This is a genomic window from Pseudonocardia sp. ICBG1142, from assembly GCF_020496255.1.
In the GTDB taxonomy this organism is placed as follows: Bacteria; Actinomycetota; Actinomycetes; order Mycobacteriales; family Pseudonocardiaceae; genus Pseudonocardia.
Window position 1 is genome coordinate 819965 of sequence record NZ_JAHLJC010000031.1, and the last position, 15715, is coordinate 835679.

Below are 15715 nucleotides of genomic sequence, written 5' to 3' on the forward strand. Positions count from 1 at the left end.
CACGGCAAAACAGGCCCCCCGCCGCGGTGACCGGGCTCACTCCACCCGCAGGTGAGGGCCGGTACCGGACCCCCCGCGACGGCACCACTAGCCTCTTCTCCCATGGTGACGCCCGAGGTCGCCCCGCCCGGGCGCGACGACCCCCCGACGCGTGCGGCGCCGTCCGATCCCCCAGCCGCACCGCCGTCGACCGGCCACCGGGCCCGGCGCGGCCTGCGCGAGCAGGCCCGGATCGCGCGGATCCTCGGCCTGACCGGCGCGCTCCTGATGGGGATCAGCGCACTGGGTTCCGGGGCGTTCCCGGTGCCGAACCCGCTGAACGGGCTGCGCGTGATCGGGCTGCCCGCACGCAACGTCACCCTGGCCATCGCCGTCACCTACGCGGGCCTGCTGATGGTGGTCACCGCCTGGCTGTGGATCGCCCGGATGCTCACGACCCGCGGGGCGCGGCACCCCGCGCCCGAGCGTCGCGAGCTCGGCCGCACCGCGATCCTGTGGGGGGTGCCGCTGGCCCTGGCGCCGCCAATGTTCTCCAAGGACATCTACAGCTACCTCGCCCAGAGCGCGACGCTCGCCCGCGGGATCGACCCGTACTCGATCGGCCCGGCGCAGGCGCTCGGCATCGACGACCCGCTGGTGCGCGGCATCCCCACGGTCTGGCGCGACACCCCGGCGCCCTACGGCCCGCTGTTCCTCGGCCTGGGGCGCGGGATCACCGCGCTGTCCGGGGACAACGTCGTCCTCGGGATCCTCGAACACCGGCTGCTGGCGCTCGCCGGGGTCGCCCTGCTGGTGTGGGTGCTGCCGCGGCTCGCGTCGCGCTTCGACCTCGACGCCGGGCTGGTCCTGTGGCTCGGCGCGGCGAACCCGCTGGTGCTGTTCCACATGGTCAGCGGCATCCACAACGAGTCGATCATGCTGCCGCTGATGCTGCTCGGGCTCTGGGTGATGCTCGGCCGCGACGACACCGTGCAGCCCTGGTGGCGGATCACCGCCGGCGCCGCGCTGATCGTCGCCGCCGCCTCGGTGAAGCTCCCCGCGCTGCTCGCACTGGGGTTCGGCGGCGTGTACCTGGTCCGCAGGCGCGGCGGCAGGCTCGTCGACTGGGCCGTGACGACCGCGTGGCTGTCCGCGATCGCCGCCGCGGTGCTGACCTTCTTCAGCCTCGCCACCGGGTTGGGCTTCAACTGGGTGCGCGGGCTGTCGGCGCCCAGCGCGCTCATCTCCCCCATGTCGATCAGCACCAACCTCGGCCTGCTCGCCGGCCAGGTCGGCAGGCTCGCCGGGCTCGGTGACCACCTCGACACCACGATGGGCCTGATGCGCAGCCTGTTCGTGCTGCCGATCGTGGTCATCGTCGTCGCCCTGCTGCTGGGCTGCCTGCGCGGCACGATCGACCCGGTCACCGGCACCGGGCTCGGGCTCGGCGCGGTCGTGCTGCTCGGCCCGGTCGTGCACCCCTGGTACCTGTTCTGGGCCCTGCTGCCGCTGGTCGTCACCCGGGCCATGCCGTTCTACCGCCGCGGCCTGCTGCTGCTGTCTGTGGTGCTGGCCCTGGTCGTGCCGCCCACCGGCGCCGACTTCTTCTTCCGCGGATTCCAGCTGCCGCTGGCGATCACCGCGGGCGCGGTCATGTACGCCCTCGCGCTGTACGTGGTCGCGCGGCTGATCCGCGCCCCCGGCGACGCGGCCGCCGACGGCCCCGGCGGCCCCGACCACCCCGACGACGCCGACGGCTCCGACAACACCGGCGCGGCAGCCACCCCGGGCGACGCCCCCGCCGGGACCCGCGCGGCCTCGGACACGGAGCCCGTCCGGTGAGCGCCGCCCTGGAGATCCGCGGCCTCGTCGCGCGCTACGGCACCACGACCGCCGTCGACGGGATCGACCTCGACCTGGCCCGCGGCGAGGTCCTCGCCCTGCTCGGCCCGAACGGCGCCGGCAAGTCCTCGACCGTCGAGGTGTGCACCGGCTTCCGGACGCCCTCGGCCGGGCGGGTGCGGGTGCTCGGCCACGACCCGGCCGACGAGACCGTCCGCCCCCGCGTGGGCGTCATGCCGCAGGGCGGCGGCGCGTACCCGGCCGTGCGGACCGGGGAGATGCTGCACCTGGTCGCCGACTGCGCCGCGCACCCGCTCGACGTGGACATGCTCCTCGACGTGCTCGGGCTACGACCGCGGGCGGGCACGCCGTACAAGCGGCTCTCCGGCGGGGAGCAGCAGCGCCTGGCGCTGGCCTGCGCCGTCGTCGGGCGCCCGGAGCTGGTGTTCCTCGACGAGCCGACCGCCGGTCTCGACCCGCAGGCCCGCCATCTGGTGTGGGACCTGGTGCGGGCGCTGCGCCGCGACGGCGTCGGGGTGCTGTTGACCACCCACCTGATGGACGAGGCCGAACAGCTCGCCGACGACGTCGTGATCATCGACCACGGCCGGGTCGTGGCGCACGGCTCGCCGGCGCAGCTGACCGCGGGCGACCAGACCGAGCTGCGCTTCCGGGCCCGGCCGGGGATGGACGTCGACGGTCTGGACGCCCGGCTGCCCGCCGGCTACGCCAGCTGCGAGACCTCCCCCGGCCGCTACCGGGTCCGCGGCCGGATCGACCCGGCCGCGCTCGCCGCCATCACCTCGTGGTGTGCCGACCAGGGCGTGCTCGCCGACGACGTCCAGGTCGTGCGCCGCAGCCTGGAGGACGTCTTCCTCGACCTCACTGGACGGGAGCTGCGCTCGTGAGGACCCCGCCGACGGCCCCGCCGTTCCCCGACGGCATGTTCACCCCCGCGCCCGGCCGCGGACGTGCGCTGACGATGCTGCGGGCCCAGGGCGGCCTGGAGACCCGGCTCGCACTGCGCAACGCCGAACAGGTGCTGTTGACCCTGCTCATCCCGGCGGCCCTGCTGGCCGGGCTCACGCTCGTCCCGGCGGTGCCCGCCCCGGAGCCGCGGGTGGCGTGGCTGTTCGCCGCCATGCTGGCGCTGGCCGTGATGAGTTCGGCGTTCACCAGCCAGGCCATCGCGCTCGGCTTCGACCGCCGCTACGGCGCGCTGCGCAGGCTCGCCGCGACGGCGCTGCCCCGCTGGCTGCTGGTGTGCGGGCGGCTGACCGCGGTCGCCGCCGTCGTCGTGATCCAGGTGGTGCTGCTCGGCGTGCTCGCCGCACTGCTGGGCTGGTCCCCGGCCGGGGCCCGGCTCGACGGCGCCGCGCTGGCCGTGCTGCTCGGCGCTGCCGCGTTCGGGGCGCTGGGCATCCTGCTGGGCGGGACGCTGCGGGCGGAGATCGTACTCGCCGTCGCCAACCTGGTGTGGTTCGCGCTGCTGCTGGCGGGCGGGATCGTGGTGCCGGTCGCGGACCTGCCGGGACCGCTGGCGGCGATCGCCCCGTGGCTCCCGTCCGGGGCGCTGGCCGAGGCGCTGCGGTCGGCGCTCGGCGCGGGTGAGTTCCCGTCGGCCGGGCCGCTGCTGGTGCTCACCGGGTGGGCCGTCGTCGCCGGGGTGGCCGCGTCGCGGCTGGTGCGCTGGACCTGAGCCGCATCTTCTACGATGCGTAGTGTGCTGTCGTCGCGCGTGCCCTCCACCCCGCCGGTACTGATGCGCCGGCTCACGATCGCGAACCTCGTCGCCCAGATCGGGATCGGGGTGACCGGATCGGTCGTGCGGGTCACCGGCTCGGGGCTCGGCTGCTCGACCTGGCCGCAGTGCGAGCCGGGCAGCATGATCCCGGTCGACCACGCCGAGATCGCGCCGCTGCACATGTGGATCGAGTTCTCCAACCGGCTGCTCGGCATCCTGGTCGTGCTGTTCGCCGGCGCCGCGCTGCTCGGGGCCCTGTTCACCCGGCCCCGCAGGCGCCGCCTCACCGCGCTCGCGCTGGCCATGCCGCTCGGCGTCGTCGCGCAGGCCGTCATCGGCGGCATCACGGTGCTCCTCGGGCTGGCCTGGTGGACGGTGATGCTCCACTTCCTCGCCTCGATGATGCTGGTCTGGTTCTCGGTGCTGTTCGTCGGCGCGGCGACCGAGGCCGACGGCCCGGCGACCCGCACCGTGCCCGCCGTCGGGCGCGGGCTGGTGCTGTTCTCCACCGCGGTGCTCGCGGTGCTGCTCGTCGCCGGGACGCTGGTCACCGCGGCGGGTCCGCACGGCGGCGACCCGGAGACCCCGCGCCTGGACGTGCCGATCCCCGCACTCGCGCAGCTGCACGTCGACACCCTGTTCCTCTACCTCGGGACCCTGGTCGGGCTCGGGTTCCTGCTGCGCGCGGTGTCCGCCCCGCAGGCGCTGCAGCGCCGCTTCCGGGTGCTCGTCGTGGTCGTCCTCGCCCAGGGCGCGCTCGGCGGGGTCCAGTACGCCCTCGGGGTGCCGGAGCTGCTGGTGTCGCTGCACGTGCTCGGCGCCGGGCTGACCGCCGCCGCGGCCGCCTGGGTGTGGGCCGGGACCGCGACCCGGCCGGCCGCCGTCGACCCCCGCGCCACCCCGACCGGTGACCCGGCGGACACCGCCCCGGAGCCCGCCGCCGCGTCGGCCTGAGCCGGCACGGGTACGTCCGGACGACGTGCTGCGCGACCCGCTGCCGACCGACGGTCTCGTCGCGCGCACCGGGCGCGCGGCGGACCGTCTCCCGGATGCTGCGCCGCGACGCGTGCGGGCATGATCGGGCCCGGCAACAGCCGCGAGCGACGAGGAGGACACATGCGTGCGGTACGGGTGCGGGAGCCCGGCGGGTCCGAGGTGCTGGAGGTCGTCGACACCGACGCCCCGGTCCCGGGTCCGGGCGAGGTGCTGGTGGAGGTTGCCGCGGCCGGCGTGAACTTCATCGACACCTACCAGCGCGAGGGCATCTACCCGATGCCGACGCCCTACGTCGCGGGGCTGGAGGGCGCGGGCCGGGTCACCGCGCTGGGCCCGGACGTCGACGGCGTCGCGGTCGGGGACCGGATCGCCTGGGCCAACACCCTGGGCAGCTACGCCGAGCAGGTCGCCGTGCCGTGGGCGAAGGCCGTCCCGGTGCCCGACGGCGTCGCCGACGACGTCGCGGTCGGCGCGGCGCTGCAGGGCATGACCGCGCACTTCCTGGTCACCGACTGCTTCCCGCTGCGCGGCGGGGAGACGATCCTGCTGCACGCCGCGGCCGGGGGCGTCGGGCTGCTGCTCACCCAGCTGGCCGTCGCGAAGGGCGCCCGGGTGATCGCCACGACGTCGACGCCGGAGAAGGCCGAGCTGGCCCGCGGGGCCGGCGCCGACGAGGTGATCGACTACACCGCGGTCGACGACCTGGCCGCCGCCGTCCGCGACCTCACCGGCGGCGAGGGCGTGCACGCGGCGTTCGACTCGGTCGGGCGCAGCACGTTCGACGCGAGCCTGGCCTCGGTGCGCCGTCGCGGCACGCTGGTGCTCTACGGCGCCGCGTCCGGCCCGGTCGAGCCGTTCGACCCGCAGCGGCTCGACGCGGCGGGGTCGCTGTACCTGACCCGCCCGAAGCTGTTCGACTACATCGCCACCACCGACGAGCTGCGCGCCCGCGCGGCGGCCGTGTACGGCGAGGTCGCCGCGGGCCGCCTCGGCGTACGGATCGGGCACCGCTACGGCCTGGCGGACGCCCGCACCGCCCACGACGACCTGCAGGGCCGCCGCACCACCGGCAAGGTGCTGCTCGTCCCCTGACGAGGCGCCACGGGGGTCGGTCCGCCGCGCTGCGTGCGGTAGAACCGACGGCGTGACCGACACCCCGTTCCACGACCTCGACGCCTACGTCGCACTCCCCCGCCTCGGCGGGCTCACCCTGTCCCCCGACGGGCAGCGCCTGGTCACCGGCGTCGCCGAACTCGACGCCGACGGCACCCGCTACCGGACCGCCCTGTGGGAGATCGACCCCGCGGGGGACGCCCCGGCGCGGCGGCTGACCCGGGGCGCGGCCGGCGAGTCCGGGCCGGTCTTCCCCCCCGACGGCGACCTGCTGTTCCGGTCCGCCCGCCCCGACCCCGACGCCACCGGGGAGACCGAGCCGCCGACCTCGCTGTGGCGCCTCCCGGCGGCCGGGGGCGAGGCCGAGCCCGCCGGGGCGCGGCCCGGCGGGATCTCCGCGGTCGCCGTCGCCGCCGACGCGGGGACGGTCGTCGTGTCCTCCCCCACGCTGCCCGGTGCCACCACGACCGAGGAAGACGAGCAGCGCCGCAGCGCGCGCACCGAGGGCAAGGTCACCGCGATCCTGCACACCGGCTACCCGGTGCGGCACTGGGACCACGACCTCGGACCGGCCGAGGAACGGCTGCTCCTGGCCACCCCCGGGGAGACGGACCCGTGGCGGGACCTCACCCCGGCGCCGGGCCGCGCGCTGGACGAGACCGCGTTCGACGTGTCCCCCGACGGCGGCTCGGTGGTGACCGGTTGGTACCGCGCGCACGGCCACGGCACCTGGCGGCCGGGTCTGCTCGTGGTCGACACCGCGACCGGGGAGCACCGCGACCTCACCGACGACGACGGCCACGAGTACGCCGCGCCCCGGATCAGCCCGGACGGGCGGACCGTCGTCGCGCTGCGCGAACGCGTCTCCACCCCGGAGGTCGCGCCGCGGACCGAGCTGGTCCTGGTCCCGCTCGCCGGTGGCGCACCGCGCCCGGTGGCACCGGGCTGGGACCGGTGGCCCACCGCGGCGCGCTGGACCCGCGACGGGTCCGCGCTGGTGGTCACCGCCGACGAGAACGGCCGCGGCCCGCTGTTCCGGATCGAGCTGGGCGCGACCGGGGAGGACGACACCGTCACCCGGCTGACCGGCGACCACGGCACCTACTCCGACCCGTGCCCGTCGCCGGACGGGCGGTGGGTCTACGCACTGCGCCACGCCTACGACGCGCCCCCCGCCCCGGTCCGGATCCCCGCCGACGGCCACGACGCCGTCCCGGAGTACCTGCCCGCGCCCGCCGCGGCGCCGGCACTGCCCGGTTCGCTGACCGAGCTGGAGACCACCGCCGCCGACGGCACCCGGGTCCGCGCCTGGCTGGTCCTGCCCGAGGGTGCCGACGCCGAGCGCCCGGCCCCGCTGCTGCTGTGGATCCACGGGGGCCCGCTGGCCAGCTGGAACGCCTGGTCATGGCGGTGGAACCCGTGGCTGATGGCCGCACGCGGCTGGGCCGTGCTGCTGCCCGACCCGGCCCTGTCGACCGGCTACGGCCAGGACTTCGTCCAGCGCGGCTGGGGTGCCTGGGGCGGCGCGCCGTTCACCGACCTGATGGCCGCCACCGACGCCGCGACCGCCCGGCCCGACATCGACGACACCCGCACCGCGGCGATGGGCGGCTCCTTCGGCGGCTACATGGCCAACTGGGTCGCCGGGCACACCGACCGGTTCGCCGCGATCGTCACCCACGCCAGCCTGTGGGCGCTCGACCAGTTCGGGCCGACGACCGACCACGCCGAGTACTGGCTGACCGAGATGACCCCGACGATGGCGCAGGCCAACAGCCCCCACCGGCACGCCGACGCGATCGTCACCCCGATGCTGGTGATCCACGGCGACCGCGACTACCGGGTGCCGATCGGCGAGGGGCTGCGGCTGTGGTGGGACCTGGTGTCCCGGCAGGCCGACCCGGAGGCCAACCCGCACCGGTTCCTGTACTTCCCCGACGAGAACCACTGGGTCCTCGCCCCGAACCACGCGAAGGTCTGGTACCGCACGGTGTGGGCGTTCCTGGACCACCACGTGCTGGGCACGGAGTGGGAGACCCCGGACCTGTTGCGCTGACCGGCCGCCGCCCCGGCGGGCTGCCGGTCCGGGCTCAGAACAGGACCGGCAGCCCCAGCGCGGCGTCGACGGCGATCGCCGCGAACAGCACGCACAGGTAGATGTTCGACAGGTGGAACAGCGGCATCGGGGAGATCTCGCCGCCGGACTTCACCTGGTGGTGCAGCCGGTGCGCACGGAACACGAAGTAGGCCCCGCCGAGCAGCGCCACCGCGAGGTACACCCACGACGTCACCGGCAGCAGGAGCAGGCTCCAGGCCACCATCACCCAGCTGTAGACCACGATCCGCACCGACACCGCGGGCGCGGGCGCGACGACCGGGAGCATCGGCACCCCGGCGGCGGCGTAGTCCTCGCGGTAGCGCATCGCCAGCGCCCAGAAGTGCGGCGGCGTCCAGAAGAAGATCACACCGAACATGACCAGCGCGGGCCACTCGACGGTGCCGGTCACCGCGGCCCAGCCGATCACCACCGGCATGCAGCCCGCGGCACCGCCCCACACGATGTTCTGCGAGGTCCGCCGCTTGAGCAGCATCGTGTAGACGAGCACGTAGAACGCGATCGCGGCCAGCGACAGCACCGCGGCGAGCCAGTTCGTGGTCAGGCCCAGCCACACCGAGCTCAGCGCGGCCAGGACCAGGCCGAACACCAGCGCGTTGCGGGTGGGGACCTGTCCCCGCGCCAGCGGACGGCGGGCGGTGCGCGCCATCTTCTGGTCGATGTCGGCGTCGACGACGCAGTTCAGCGCGTGCGCCGCGGCGGCGGCCATCGCGCCACCGACCAGGGTGGCCGCGATCAGCAGCAGCGACGGAACGCCGCGCTGGGCCAGGAACATGGCGGGCACGGTGACGACGAGCAGCTGCTCGATGATCCGCGTCTTGGTGAGGCCCAGATAGGCCGCCACCGTGGCGCGGACGCGGGCGAGGCGCCCGGTCGGTGCCGCCGGGACCACCACGGTCGTGGCGGGGGGCGTCGCCGCCGGCGCGGCGTCCGGTCCGGCCGGGACGTGCTCGGCCGGCACTCCGGCCTCGTCGGCCCGGCTCCGCCCTGACGCGGGTGCGCTCACCTGTTCGTACCTCGCTCGGTTCGACGTAGTGATCCCGTGCCGCGCCGCCCGAGGGGCCGCACCGGCTCGGTGCCGTGGACACCGGGTGGGTAGCCGCGGTGGCGACCTCCCTAGTTCTACAGCGCGTCGATGCTAACCGGTGGCATGCGTCGCGGGCCCGCCGGGTACACCGACCTCGGCGCCCCGGTCCGCCGAACGCCACGAGGCGCAAAGCCGCAGGCCGCGGGCGTGAGCAGTAGGGTGTTCCGGGTCGGGGCGGCGAGGATGCCGCCAGGTGGTCCGGGTCACCACGACACCCGCCGACGTCGCCGCCACCGCAGTGGCCGCGACCACCGGGCGGACCTCGGGATCCACCACCGGCAGACCGACGATCGTCGACGCGAGTACAGGAGCCATCGCCTTGTCCGAGACCGCTACGTCCCCCCACGCCGGGGACAGCGCCGTCGCCGCGCTCACCCGCGCGCACGTCCCCGACGACTGGACCGACCTCGACCGCAGGGCCGTGGACACCATCCGTGTACTGGCCGCGGACGCGGTCCAGAAGTGCGGCAGCGGACACCCCGGCACCGCGATGAGCCTGGCCCCGCTGGCGTACACGCTGTTCCAGCGCGTCATGCGCCACGACCCGGCCGACCCGGACTGGATGGGCCGCGACCGGTTCGTGCTCTCCGCGGGCCACTCCAGCCTCACCCTCTACATCCAGCTGTACCTGGCCGGCTACGGCCTGGAGCGCGAGGACCTCGAGAGCCTCCGCACGTGGGGCTCGCTCACCCCGGGCCACCCGGAGTGGGGCCACACCCGCGGCGTCGAGATGACCACCGGCCCGCTGGGCCAGGGGCTGTCCTCGGCCGTCGGGATGGCGATCGCCGCCCGTCGCGAGCGCGGCCTGTTCGACCCGGACGCCCCCGAGGGGTCCTCGCCGTTCGACCACCAGATCTACGTGATCGCCTCCGACGGCGACATCGAGGAGGGCGTCACCTCCGAGGCGTCGTCGCTGGCCGGCCGCCAGGAGCTCGGCAACCTCACGGTGATCTACGACGCGAACGAGATCTCCATCGAGGACGACACCAACATCGCGTTCAACGAGGACACCGCGAAGCGGTACGAGGCCTACGGCTGGCACGTGCAGGTCGTCGAGGGCGGCGAGAACGTCACCGGCATCCTCGCCGCGCTCGAGGCCGCGAAGGCCGAGACCGGCCGTCCGTCGATCATCGTGCTCAAGACCGTGATCGGCTACCCGTCGCCGAACAAGATGAACACCGGTGCCGCGCACGGCTCGGCGCTCGGTGACGACGAGGTCCGCGAGGTCAAGAAGGTCCTCGGGTTCGACCCGGACCAGGACTTCGAGGTCGACGCCGACGTCCTCGCCCACACCCGGGCCGTCGGCGAGCGGTCCCGCGCCGCGCACGACACCTGGCAGGGCACCTTCGACGAGTGGGCGCAGCGCGAGCCGCAGCGCAAGCAGCTGCTGGACCGGCTGCTCGCGAAGGAGCTCCCCGAGGGCTGGGCGGACGCGCTGCCGCACTTCGACACCGACGAGAAGGGCCTCGCGACCCGTAAGGCCTCCGGCACCGTGCTCGGCGCGCTGGCCGAGGTGCTGCCGGAGCTGTGGGGCGGCTCGGCCGACCTCGCGGAGTCGAACAACACCACGATGAAGGGCGTCGACTCGTTCGGCCCGAAGTCGGCCTCGACCGGCATGTGGACGACCTCCCCGTACGGCCGCACGCTGCACTTCGGTGTCCGCGAGCACGCGATGGGCGCGGTCCTCAACGGCATCGCCCTGCACGGCCCGACCCGCGCCTACGGCGGCACCTTCCTGGTGTTCTCCGACTACATGCGCCCGGCGGTCCGCCTCGCCGCCCTGATGAAGACCAACCCGATCTACGTGTGGACGCACGACTCGATCGGTCTGGGCGAGGACGGCCCGACCCACCAGCCGATCGAGCACCTGGCCGCGCTGCGCGCGATCCCGGGCCTGTCGGTGGTCCGCCCCGGTGACGCCAACGAGACCGTCTACGCCTGGAAGGCGGCGCTGGAGCGCCCGTCGGACGGGCCGATCGGGTTCGCGCTGACCCGCCAGAACGTGCCGACCCTGCCCGGCACCTCCGCCGAGGGCGTCGCGCGCGGCGGCTACGTGCTGTCCGACGCCTCGACCGGCGTCCCGCAGGTCGTGATCGTCGCCACCGGCTCCGAGCTGCACCTCGCGGTCGAGGCGCGGAAGAAGCTGGAGGCCGACGGCGTCGGTACCCGTGTGGTGTCCATGCCGTGCGTCGAGTGGTTCGACGCCCAGGACGAGGCCTACCGCGAGTCGGTCCTGCCGTCCGCGGTGCGGGCCAGGGTCTCGGTCGAGGCCGGGATCGCGATGCCGTGGCGCGGCATCGTCGGCGACGCCGGGCGATCGGTGTCCATCGAGCACTTCGGCGCCAGCGCCGACGCCGCCACCCTGTTCGAGAAGTTCGGCTTCACCGCCGACACCGTCGCCGACGCCGCGCGGGAGACCCTCGCCGCGACGACGGCGTGAAGGGAGCGAACGTGAGCAACGACCGACTGGCCGCACTCTCCGCGGCCGGAGTCTCCATCTGGCTCGACGACCTGTCCCGCGAACGGCTGACCTCGGGCAACCTGGCCGAGCTCATCGAGGACAAGCACGTCGTCGGGGTCACCACCAACCCGACGATCTTCGCGGGCGCGCTGTCCGACGGCGCCGCCTACGACGCCCAGGTCCGCGAGCTGGCCGCGCGCGGCGCCGACGTCGACACCGCGATCCGCGAGATCACCGTCGCCGACGTGCAGCAGGCCTGCGACGTGTTCTCCGGTGTCTTCGAGCGCACCGGCGGCGTCGACGGCCGGGTCTCGCTGGAGGTGGACCCGCGGCTGGCGCACGACACCGAGGGCACCGCCGCCCAGGCGAGCGAGCTGTCCAAGGCCGTCGACCGGCCGAACCTGCTGGTGAAGATCCCGGCGACCGAGGAGGGCCTGCCGGCCATCACCCGGGCGACCGCCGAGGGCATCAGCGTGAACGTGACGCTGATCTTCTCCGTCGAGCGCTACAAGCTCGTGATGGACGCCTACCTGACCGGCCTGGAGCAGGCCCTGGAGAACGGCCAGGACCTGTCCCGGATCCACTCGGTCGGCTCGTTCTTCGTGTCCCGTGTGGACTCCGAGATCGACAAGCGGCTCGAGGCGATCGGCGGCGAGCAGGCGCTCGGTCTGCGCGGGAAGGCGGCCGTCGCGAACTCGCGGCTGGCCTACGCCGCCTACCGCGACGCGTTCTCCGGCGCCCGCTGGGACGCCCTCGCCGCGAAGGGTGCGCACGCCCAGCGCCCGCTGTGGGCCTCGACCGGGGTGAAGAACCCCGACTACCCGGACACGCTGTACGTGTCCGAGCTGGTCGTGGACAACACCGTCAACACGATGCCGGAGAAGACCCTGCTGGCCTTCGCCGACCACGGCGAGGTGAACGGGGACAAGGTCACCGACACCGCCGGGGCGTCCCAGCAGGTCTTCACCGACCTGGAGGGCCAGGGCATCGACCTCGACGACGTGTTCCTCACCCTGGAGAACGAGGGCGTCGAGAAGTTCGAGAAGTCCTGGACCGAGCTGCAGGACACCGTCCGCGGCCAGCTCGACTCCGCGAAGTAGTTGGACGAGGTCACTCCCGGTGGCGACGGGGCCGACCTCGGCTCCGCCGCCACCGGCGGCCCGGCCGTACCCGCACCCTCCCCGGTGCGGGTACGGCTCGCCGGTGAGCCGTTCGCCGGGGCGGCCCGGCGGATCGCCGCCGAGCTGGCCGGCGAGACCGTCGCCTCCCGGCTCGCCGACGGCGACCCCAGCGTCTGGGGGCCCCGCGCAGCGGGTGCCCCGCCCCGCACCGGCTGGGCCGGGCTCGCCACCCGCAGCCGGCCACTCGTCGGCCAGGTCGCCGCGCTGCGCGAGCGGTTCGCCGTCGCCGGTGCGCACCGGGTGCTGCTCGTCGGCACGCCCGACGCGGTCGCCGCGGCCCGGGTGGTCGCCGGGACCGCCCCGGACGGGACCCGGCTGACCGCACTGGACTCCGCGGACCCGGTGCAGGTCGCGGAGGCGCTGTCCGGGGAGCTCGCCGAGACCGTCCTCGTCGTCGCCGACGCGGCGGGCACCGACCCGGTCGTCGCGGCCGTCACCCGGGTGGTCGCCGCCGCGATCGCCGAGGAGGTCGGCGCGCAGGCACTCGCCGCGCGCACCGTGCACCTGACCGAGCCCGGCTCGCCGCTGGACGTCCCCGCCGACCCCGGTCCGGTCGTGGTCACCCTCGACGCCGACGTGCCCGGCCGTTTCGGCGTGCTGGGACCGCTCGGGCTGGTCCCCGCTGGGCTCGCCGGAGCGGACGTGCCCGCCGTCCTGGGCGACGCCGTCGCCGCCGAGCGGGCACTGGCCGCCGACGACCCGGACAACCCGGCGCTGCTGCTGGCCGGTGCGCTCGTCGCGGGCCGCGGCTCGCTGCTCGCCCTGCGCGACGTCGAGCGCTCCCCCGCCCTGACCGGCTGGCTGGCCCCGCTGCTCACCGCCGCCGGGCTCACCGTCGTGCCGGTGCCGCCCGACGAGCCGGTCGGCGCGGGCCCCGGCCCCCGCGAGCCCACCGCTCCCGCGGGCGTCGTGGACGTGCACGCCGACGGCACCGGGCCGCGGCCCGGGCCGGGCCACGGCGCGGTGCGGCTCGACGCCGGACCGGGGGCCGCGGTCGTGCTGTGGCAGGCCGCCGCGGCGCTGGCCGGGCGGGTGCTCGACACCGACCCGTTCGCGCCCGCCCCACCCGCGCCCGCCGACGGCACCGACCCCGCGCCGTCGTTCGTCGACGGCGGGATCGCGGTGCACGCCGGGGACTGGCTGCCGGCCGGCACCCGCACCGTCGCCGGTGCGCTCGACGCGCTGGCCGCCGTCGCCGACGGGGCACCGGCGGTCGTCTCGGCCTGGCTGGACCCGGAGTCCGACGCCTCGGTCTCGGTGCTGCGCGGGCCACTGGTGGCCCGGCTCGGGCTGCCCGTCGCGTTCGGCTGGGCCCCGGCCTGCCGCAGCGGCGACACCGGTGCACCGGACGTCGCGGTGCACTGTCACCTGACCGGGAACGGATCCGGCGGTGATCTTCCGGGATCCGTCGGCGCGGGCGCCTCGCCGCCCGGCCCGGGACTGGATAGCCTGCACGCGGCACAGGCCCGGGCGGTCATCGACGACCAGCGACGCCGGGGACGTCCGGTGCTGCGGCTGCACCTGACCGACCGGCTCGCCGGGCTGGTCACCCTGGCCAGGGCCGTGACATCGACACAGACATCGGCACAGTCGTCGACAGAGCCGTGACCCGGTGTCCCGATCACGAGAACACCAGTACTAGGAGGGGCGATGCCCACCGCGAACGGCGGACGGACCAACCCGCTGCGCGACCCCCGTGACAAGCGGCTCCCCCGGATCGCCGGCCCCTGCGGACTGGTGATCTTCGGAGTGACGGGGGACCTGTCACGCAAGAAGCTCATGCCCGCGATCTACGACCTCGCCAACCGGGGACTGCTGCCGCCGGGCTTCGCCCTCACCGGTTTCGCCCGGCGCGACTGGGACAACGAGGACTTCGGCCAGGTCGTCTACGAGGCCGTGCGCGAGCACGCCCGCACCCCGTTCCGGCAGGAGGTGTGGGACCACCTCGCCGAGGGGCTGCGGTTCGTCCAGGGCTCCTTCGACGACGACGCCGCCTTCGACGAGCTGGAGCGCACCGTGCGCGAGCTCGACGAGAAGCGCGGCACCGGCGGCAACCACGCGTTCTACCTGTCGATCCCGCCGGGCGCGTTCCCGGTGGTCTGCAAGCAGCTCGCCCGCTCCGGACTGTCCGCCCAGGAGGACCCGGACGTCTGGCGGCGGGTCGTCATCGAGAAGCCGTTCGGCCACGACCTGACCTCGGCCATCGAGCTCAACGCCATCGTCAACGACGTCTTCCCCGAGGACTCGGTGTTCCGCATCGACCACTACCTCGGCAAGGAGACCGTCCAGAACGTGCTGGCGCTGCGGTTCGCCAACCAGCTGTTCGAGCCGATCTGGAACGCCAACTACGTCGACCACGTCCAGATCACCATGGCCGAGGACATCGGCCTGGGCGGTCGCGCCGGCTACTACGACGGCATCGGCGCGGCCCGCGACGTCATCCAGAACCACCTGCTGCAGCTGCTCGCGTTCACCGCGATGGAGGAGCCGACGTCGTTCTCCTCCGACGAGCTGCGCGCGGAGAAGATCAAGGTCCTCAAGGCGGTCAAGCTCGCACACCCGCTCGACGCCACCACCGCCCGCGGCCAGTACGAGGGCGGCTGGCAGGGCGGCGAGCAGGTGCCGGGGCTGAAGGAGGAGGAGGGCTTCAACCCCGAGTCCACCACGGAGACCTTCGCCGCGATCACCTGCGAGGTCGAGAACCGCCGCTGGGCAGGGGTGCCGTTCTACCTGCGCACCGGCAAGCGCCTGGGCCGGCGCGTCACCGAGATCGCAGTGGTGTTCAAGCGTGCGCCGCACCTGCCGTTCGACGCGACGATGACCGAGGAGCTGGGGCAGAACGCCCTGGTCATCCGGGTGCAGCCGGACGAGGGCGTCACCATGCGGTTCGGGTCGAAGGTGCCGGGCAGCCAGATGGAGGTCCGCGACGTCACGATGGACTTCGGCTACGGCAACGCGTTCACCGAGGCGTCCCCGGAGGCCTACGAGCGCCTCATCCTCGACGTGCTGCTGGGCGAGCCGTCGCTGTTCCCGGTGAACGAGGAGGTCGAGCGGTCGTGGGAGATCCTGGACCCGGTGCTGGAGCACTGGGCCGCCGACGAGCGCGGCCCGGACTCCTACCCCGCGGGGTCCTGGGGTCCGACCTCGGCCGAGGAGATGCTCGCCCGCACCGGACGCCACTGGAGGCGGCCGTGAG

Annotated in this window: 11 protein-coding genes; 10 read left to right on the forward strand and 1 reads right to left on the reverse strand. The window is 74.6% G+C overall.

Features of this window, described 5'->3' with window-relative positions:
• The first annotated feature begins 102 nt into the window (after window positions 1-102).
• The 6 genes from mptB (at window position 103) to KPL59_RS37200 (ending at window position 7730) form a co-directional block, all read left to right on the forward strand.
• Window positions 103-1821: a polyprenol phosphomannose-dependent alpha 1,6 mannosyltransferase MptB gene (mptB, locus tag KPL59_RS28090; protein ID WP_226362559.1), complete on the forward strand. Its 1719-nt coding sequence runs from the start codon at window positions 103-105 to the stop codon at window positions 1819-1821.
• Window positions 1818-2729 (forward strand): ABC transporter ATP-binding protein, encoded by a 912-nt coding sequence (locus KPL59_RS28095; protein WP_226362560.1) that lies wholly within the window; start codon window positions 1818-1820, stop codon window positions 2727-2729. The genes mptB and KPL59_RS28095 overlap by 4 nt, the downstream gene beginning before the upstream one ends.
• Before the next feature lie 35 nt (window positions 2730-2764).
• Complete coding sequence (locus KPL59_RS28100; protein ID WP_051050365.1) at window positions 2765-3520, forward strand: ABC transporter permease; 756 nt, start codon at window positions 2765-2767, stop codon at window positions 3518-3520.
• Between the two features lie 15 nt (window positions 3521-3535).
• The gene (locus KPL59_RS28105) at window positions 3536-4519 is read left to right on the forward strand and encodes a heme A synthase (protein WP_374111675.1); all 984 of its coding nucleotides are present in this window, start codon (window positions 3536-3538) and stop codon (window positions 4517-4519) included.
• A gap of 162 nt (window positions 4520-4681) precedes the next feature.
• Window positions 4682-5653: a quinone oxidoreductase gene (locus KPL59_RS28110; RefSeq protein WP_226362562.1), complete on the forward strand. Its 972-nt coding sequence runs from the start codon at window positions 4682-4684 to the stop codon at window positions 5651-5653.
• Window positions 5654-5705: 52 nt separating this feature from the next.
• Window positions 5706-7730, forward strand: coding sequence for an alpha/beta fold hydrolase (locus KPL59_RS37200; RefSeq protein WP_226362563.1), 2025 nt, complete (start codon window positions 5706-5708; stop codon window positions 7728-7730).
• A 34-nt stretch (window positions 7731-7764) separates the two neighbouring features.
• On the opposite strand, the gene KPL59_RS28120 is transcribed toward KPL59_RS37200, so the two are convergent.
• Window positions 7765-8685 (reverse strand): heme o synthase, encoded by a 921-nt coding sequence (locus KPL59_RS28120; RefSeq protein WP_226362847.1) that lies wholly within the window; start codon window positions 8683-8685, stop codon window positions 7765-7767.
• 511 nt (window positions 8686-9196) lie between these two features.
• Between KPL59_RS28120 and tkt the strand changes: the two genes are divergently transcribed.
• From tkt to zwf, 4 genes are read left to right on the forward strand one after another with little or no spacing between them, the layout of a single operon-like run.
• Window positions 9197-11317, forward strand: coding sequence for a transketolase (gene tkt, locus KPL59_RS28125; RefSeq protein WP_226362848.1), 2121 nt, complete (start codon window positions 9197-9199; stop codon window positions 11315-11317).
• Window positions 11318-11328: 11 nt separating this feature from the next.
• The gene (gene tal / locus KPL59_RS28130) at window positions 11329-12438 is read left to right on the forward strand and encodes a transaldolase (protein ID WP_043280211.1); all 1110 of its coding nucleotides are present in this window, start codon (window positions 11329-11331) and stop codon (window positions 12436-12438) included.
• On the forward strand, window positions 12439-14127 hold the full coding sequence (locus tag KPL59_RS28135) for a hypothetical protein (RefSeq protein ID WP_226362564.1): 1689 nt from the start codon (window positions 12439-12441) through the stop codon (window positions 14125-14127).
• Between the two features lie 42 nt (window positions 14128-14169).
• Window positions 14170-15714: a glucose-6-phosphate dehydrogenase gene (gene zwf, locus KPL59_RS28140; RefSeq protein WP_020626160.1), complete on the forward strand. Its 1545-nt coding sequence runs from the start codon at window positions 14170-14172 to the stop codon at window positions 15712-15714.
• Window position 15715: the final 1 nt, after the last annotated feature.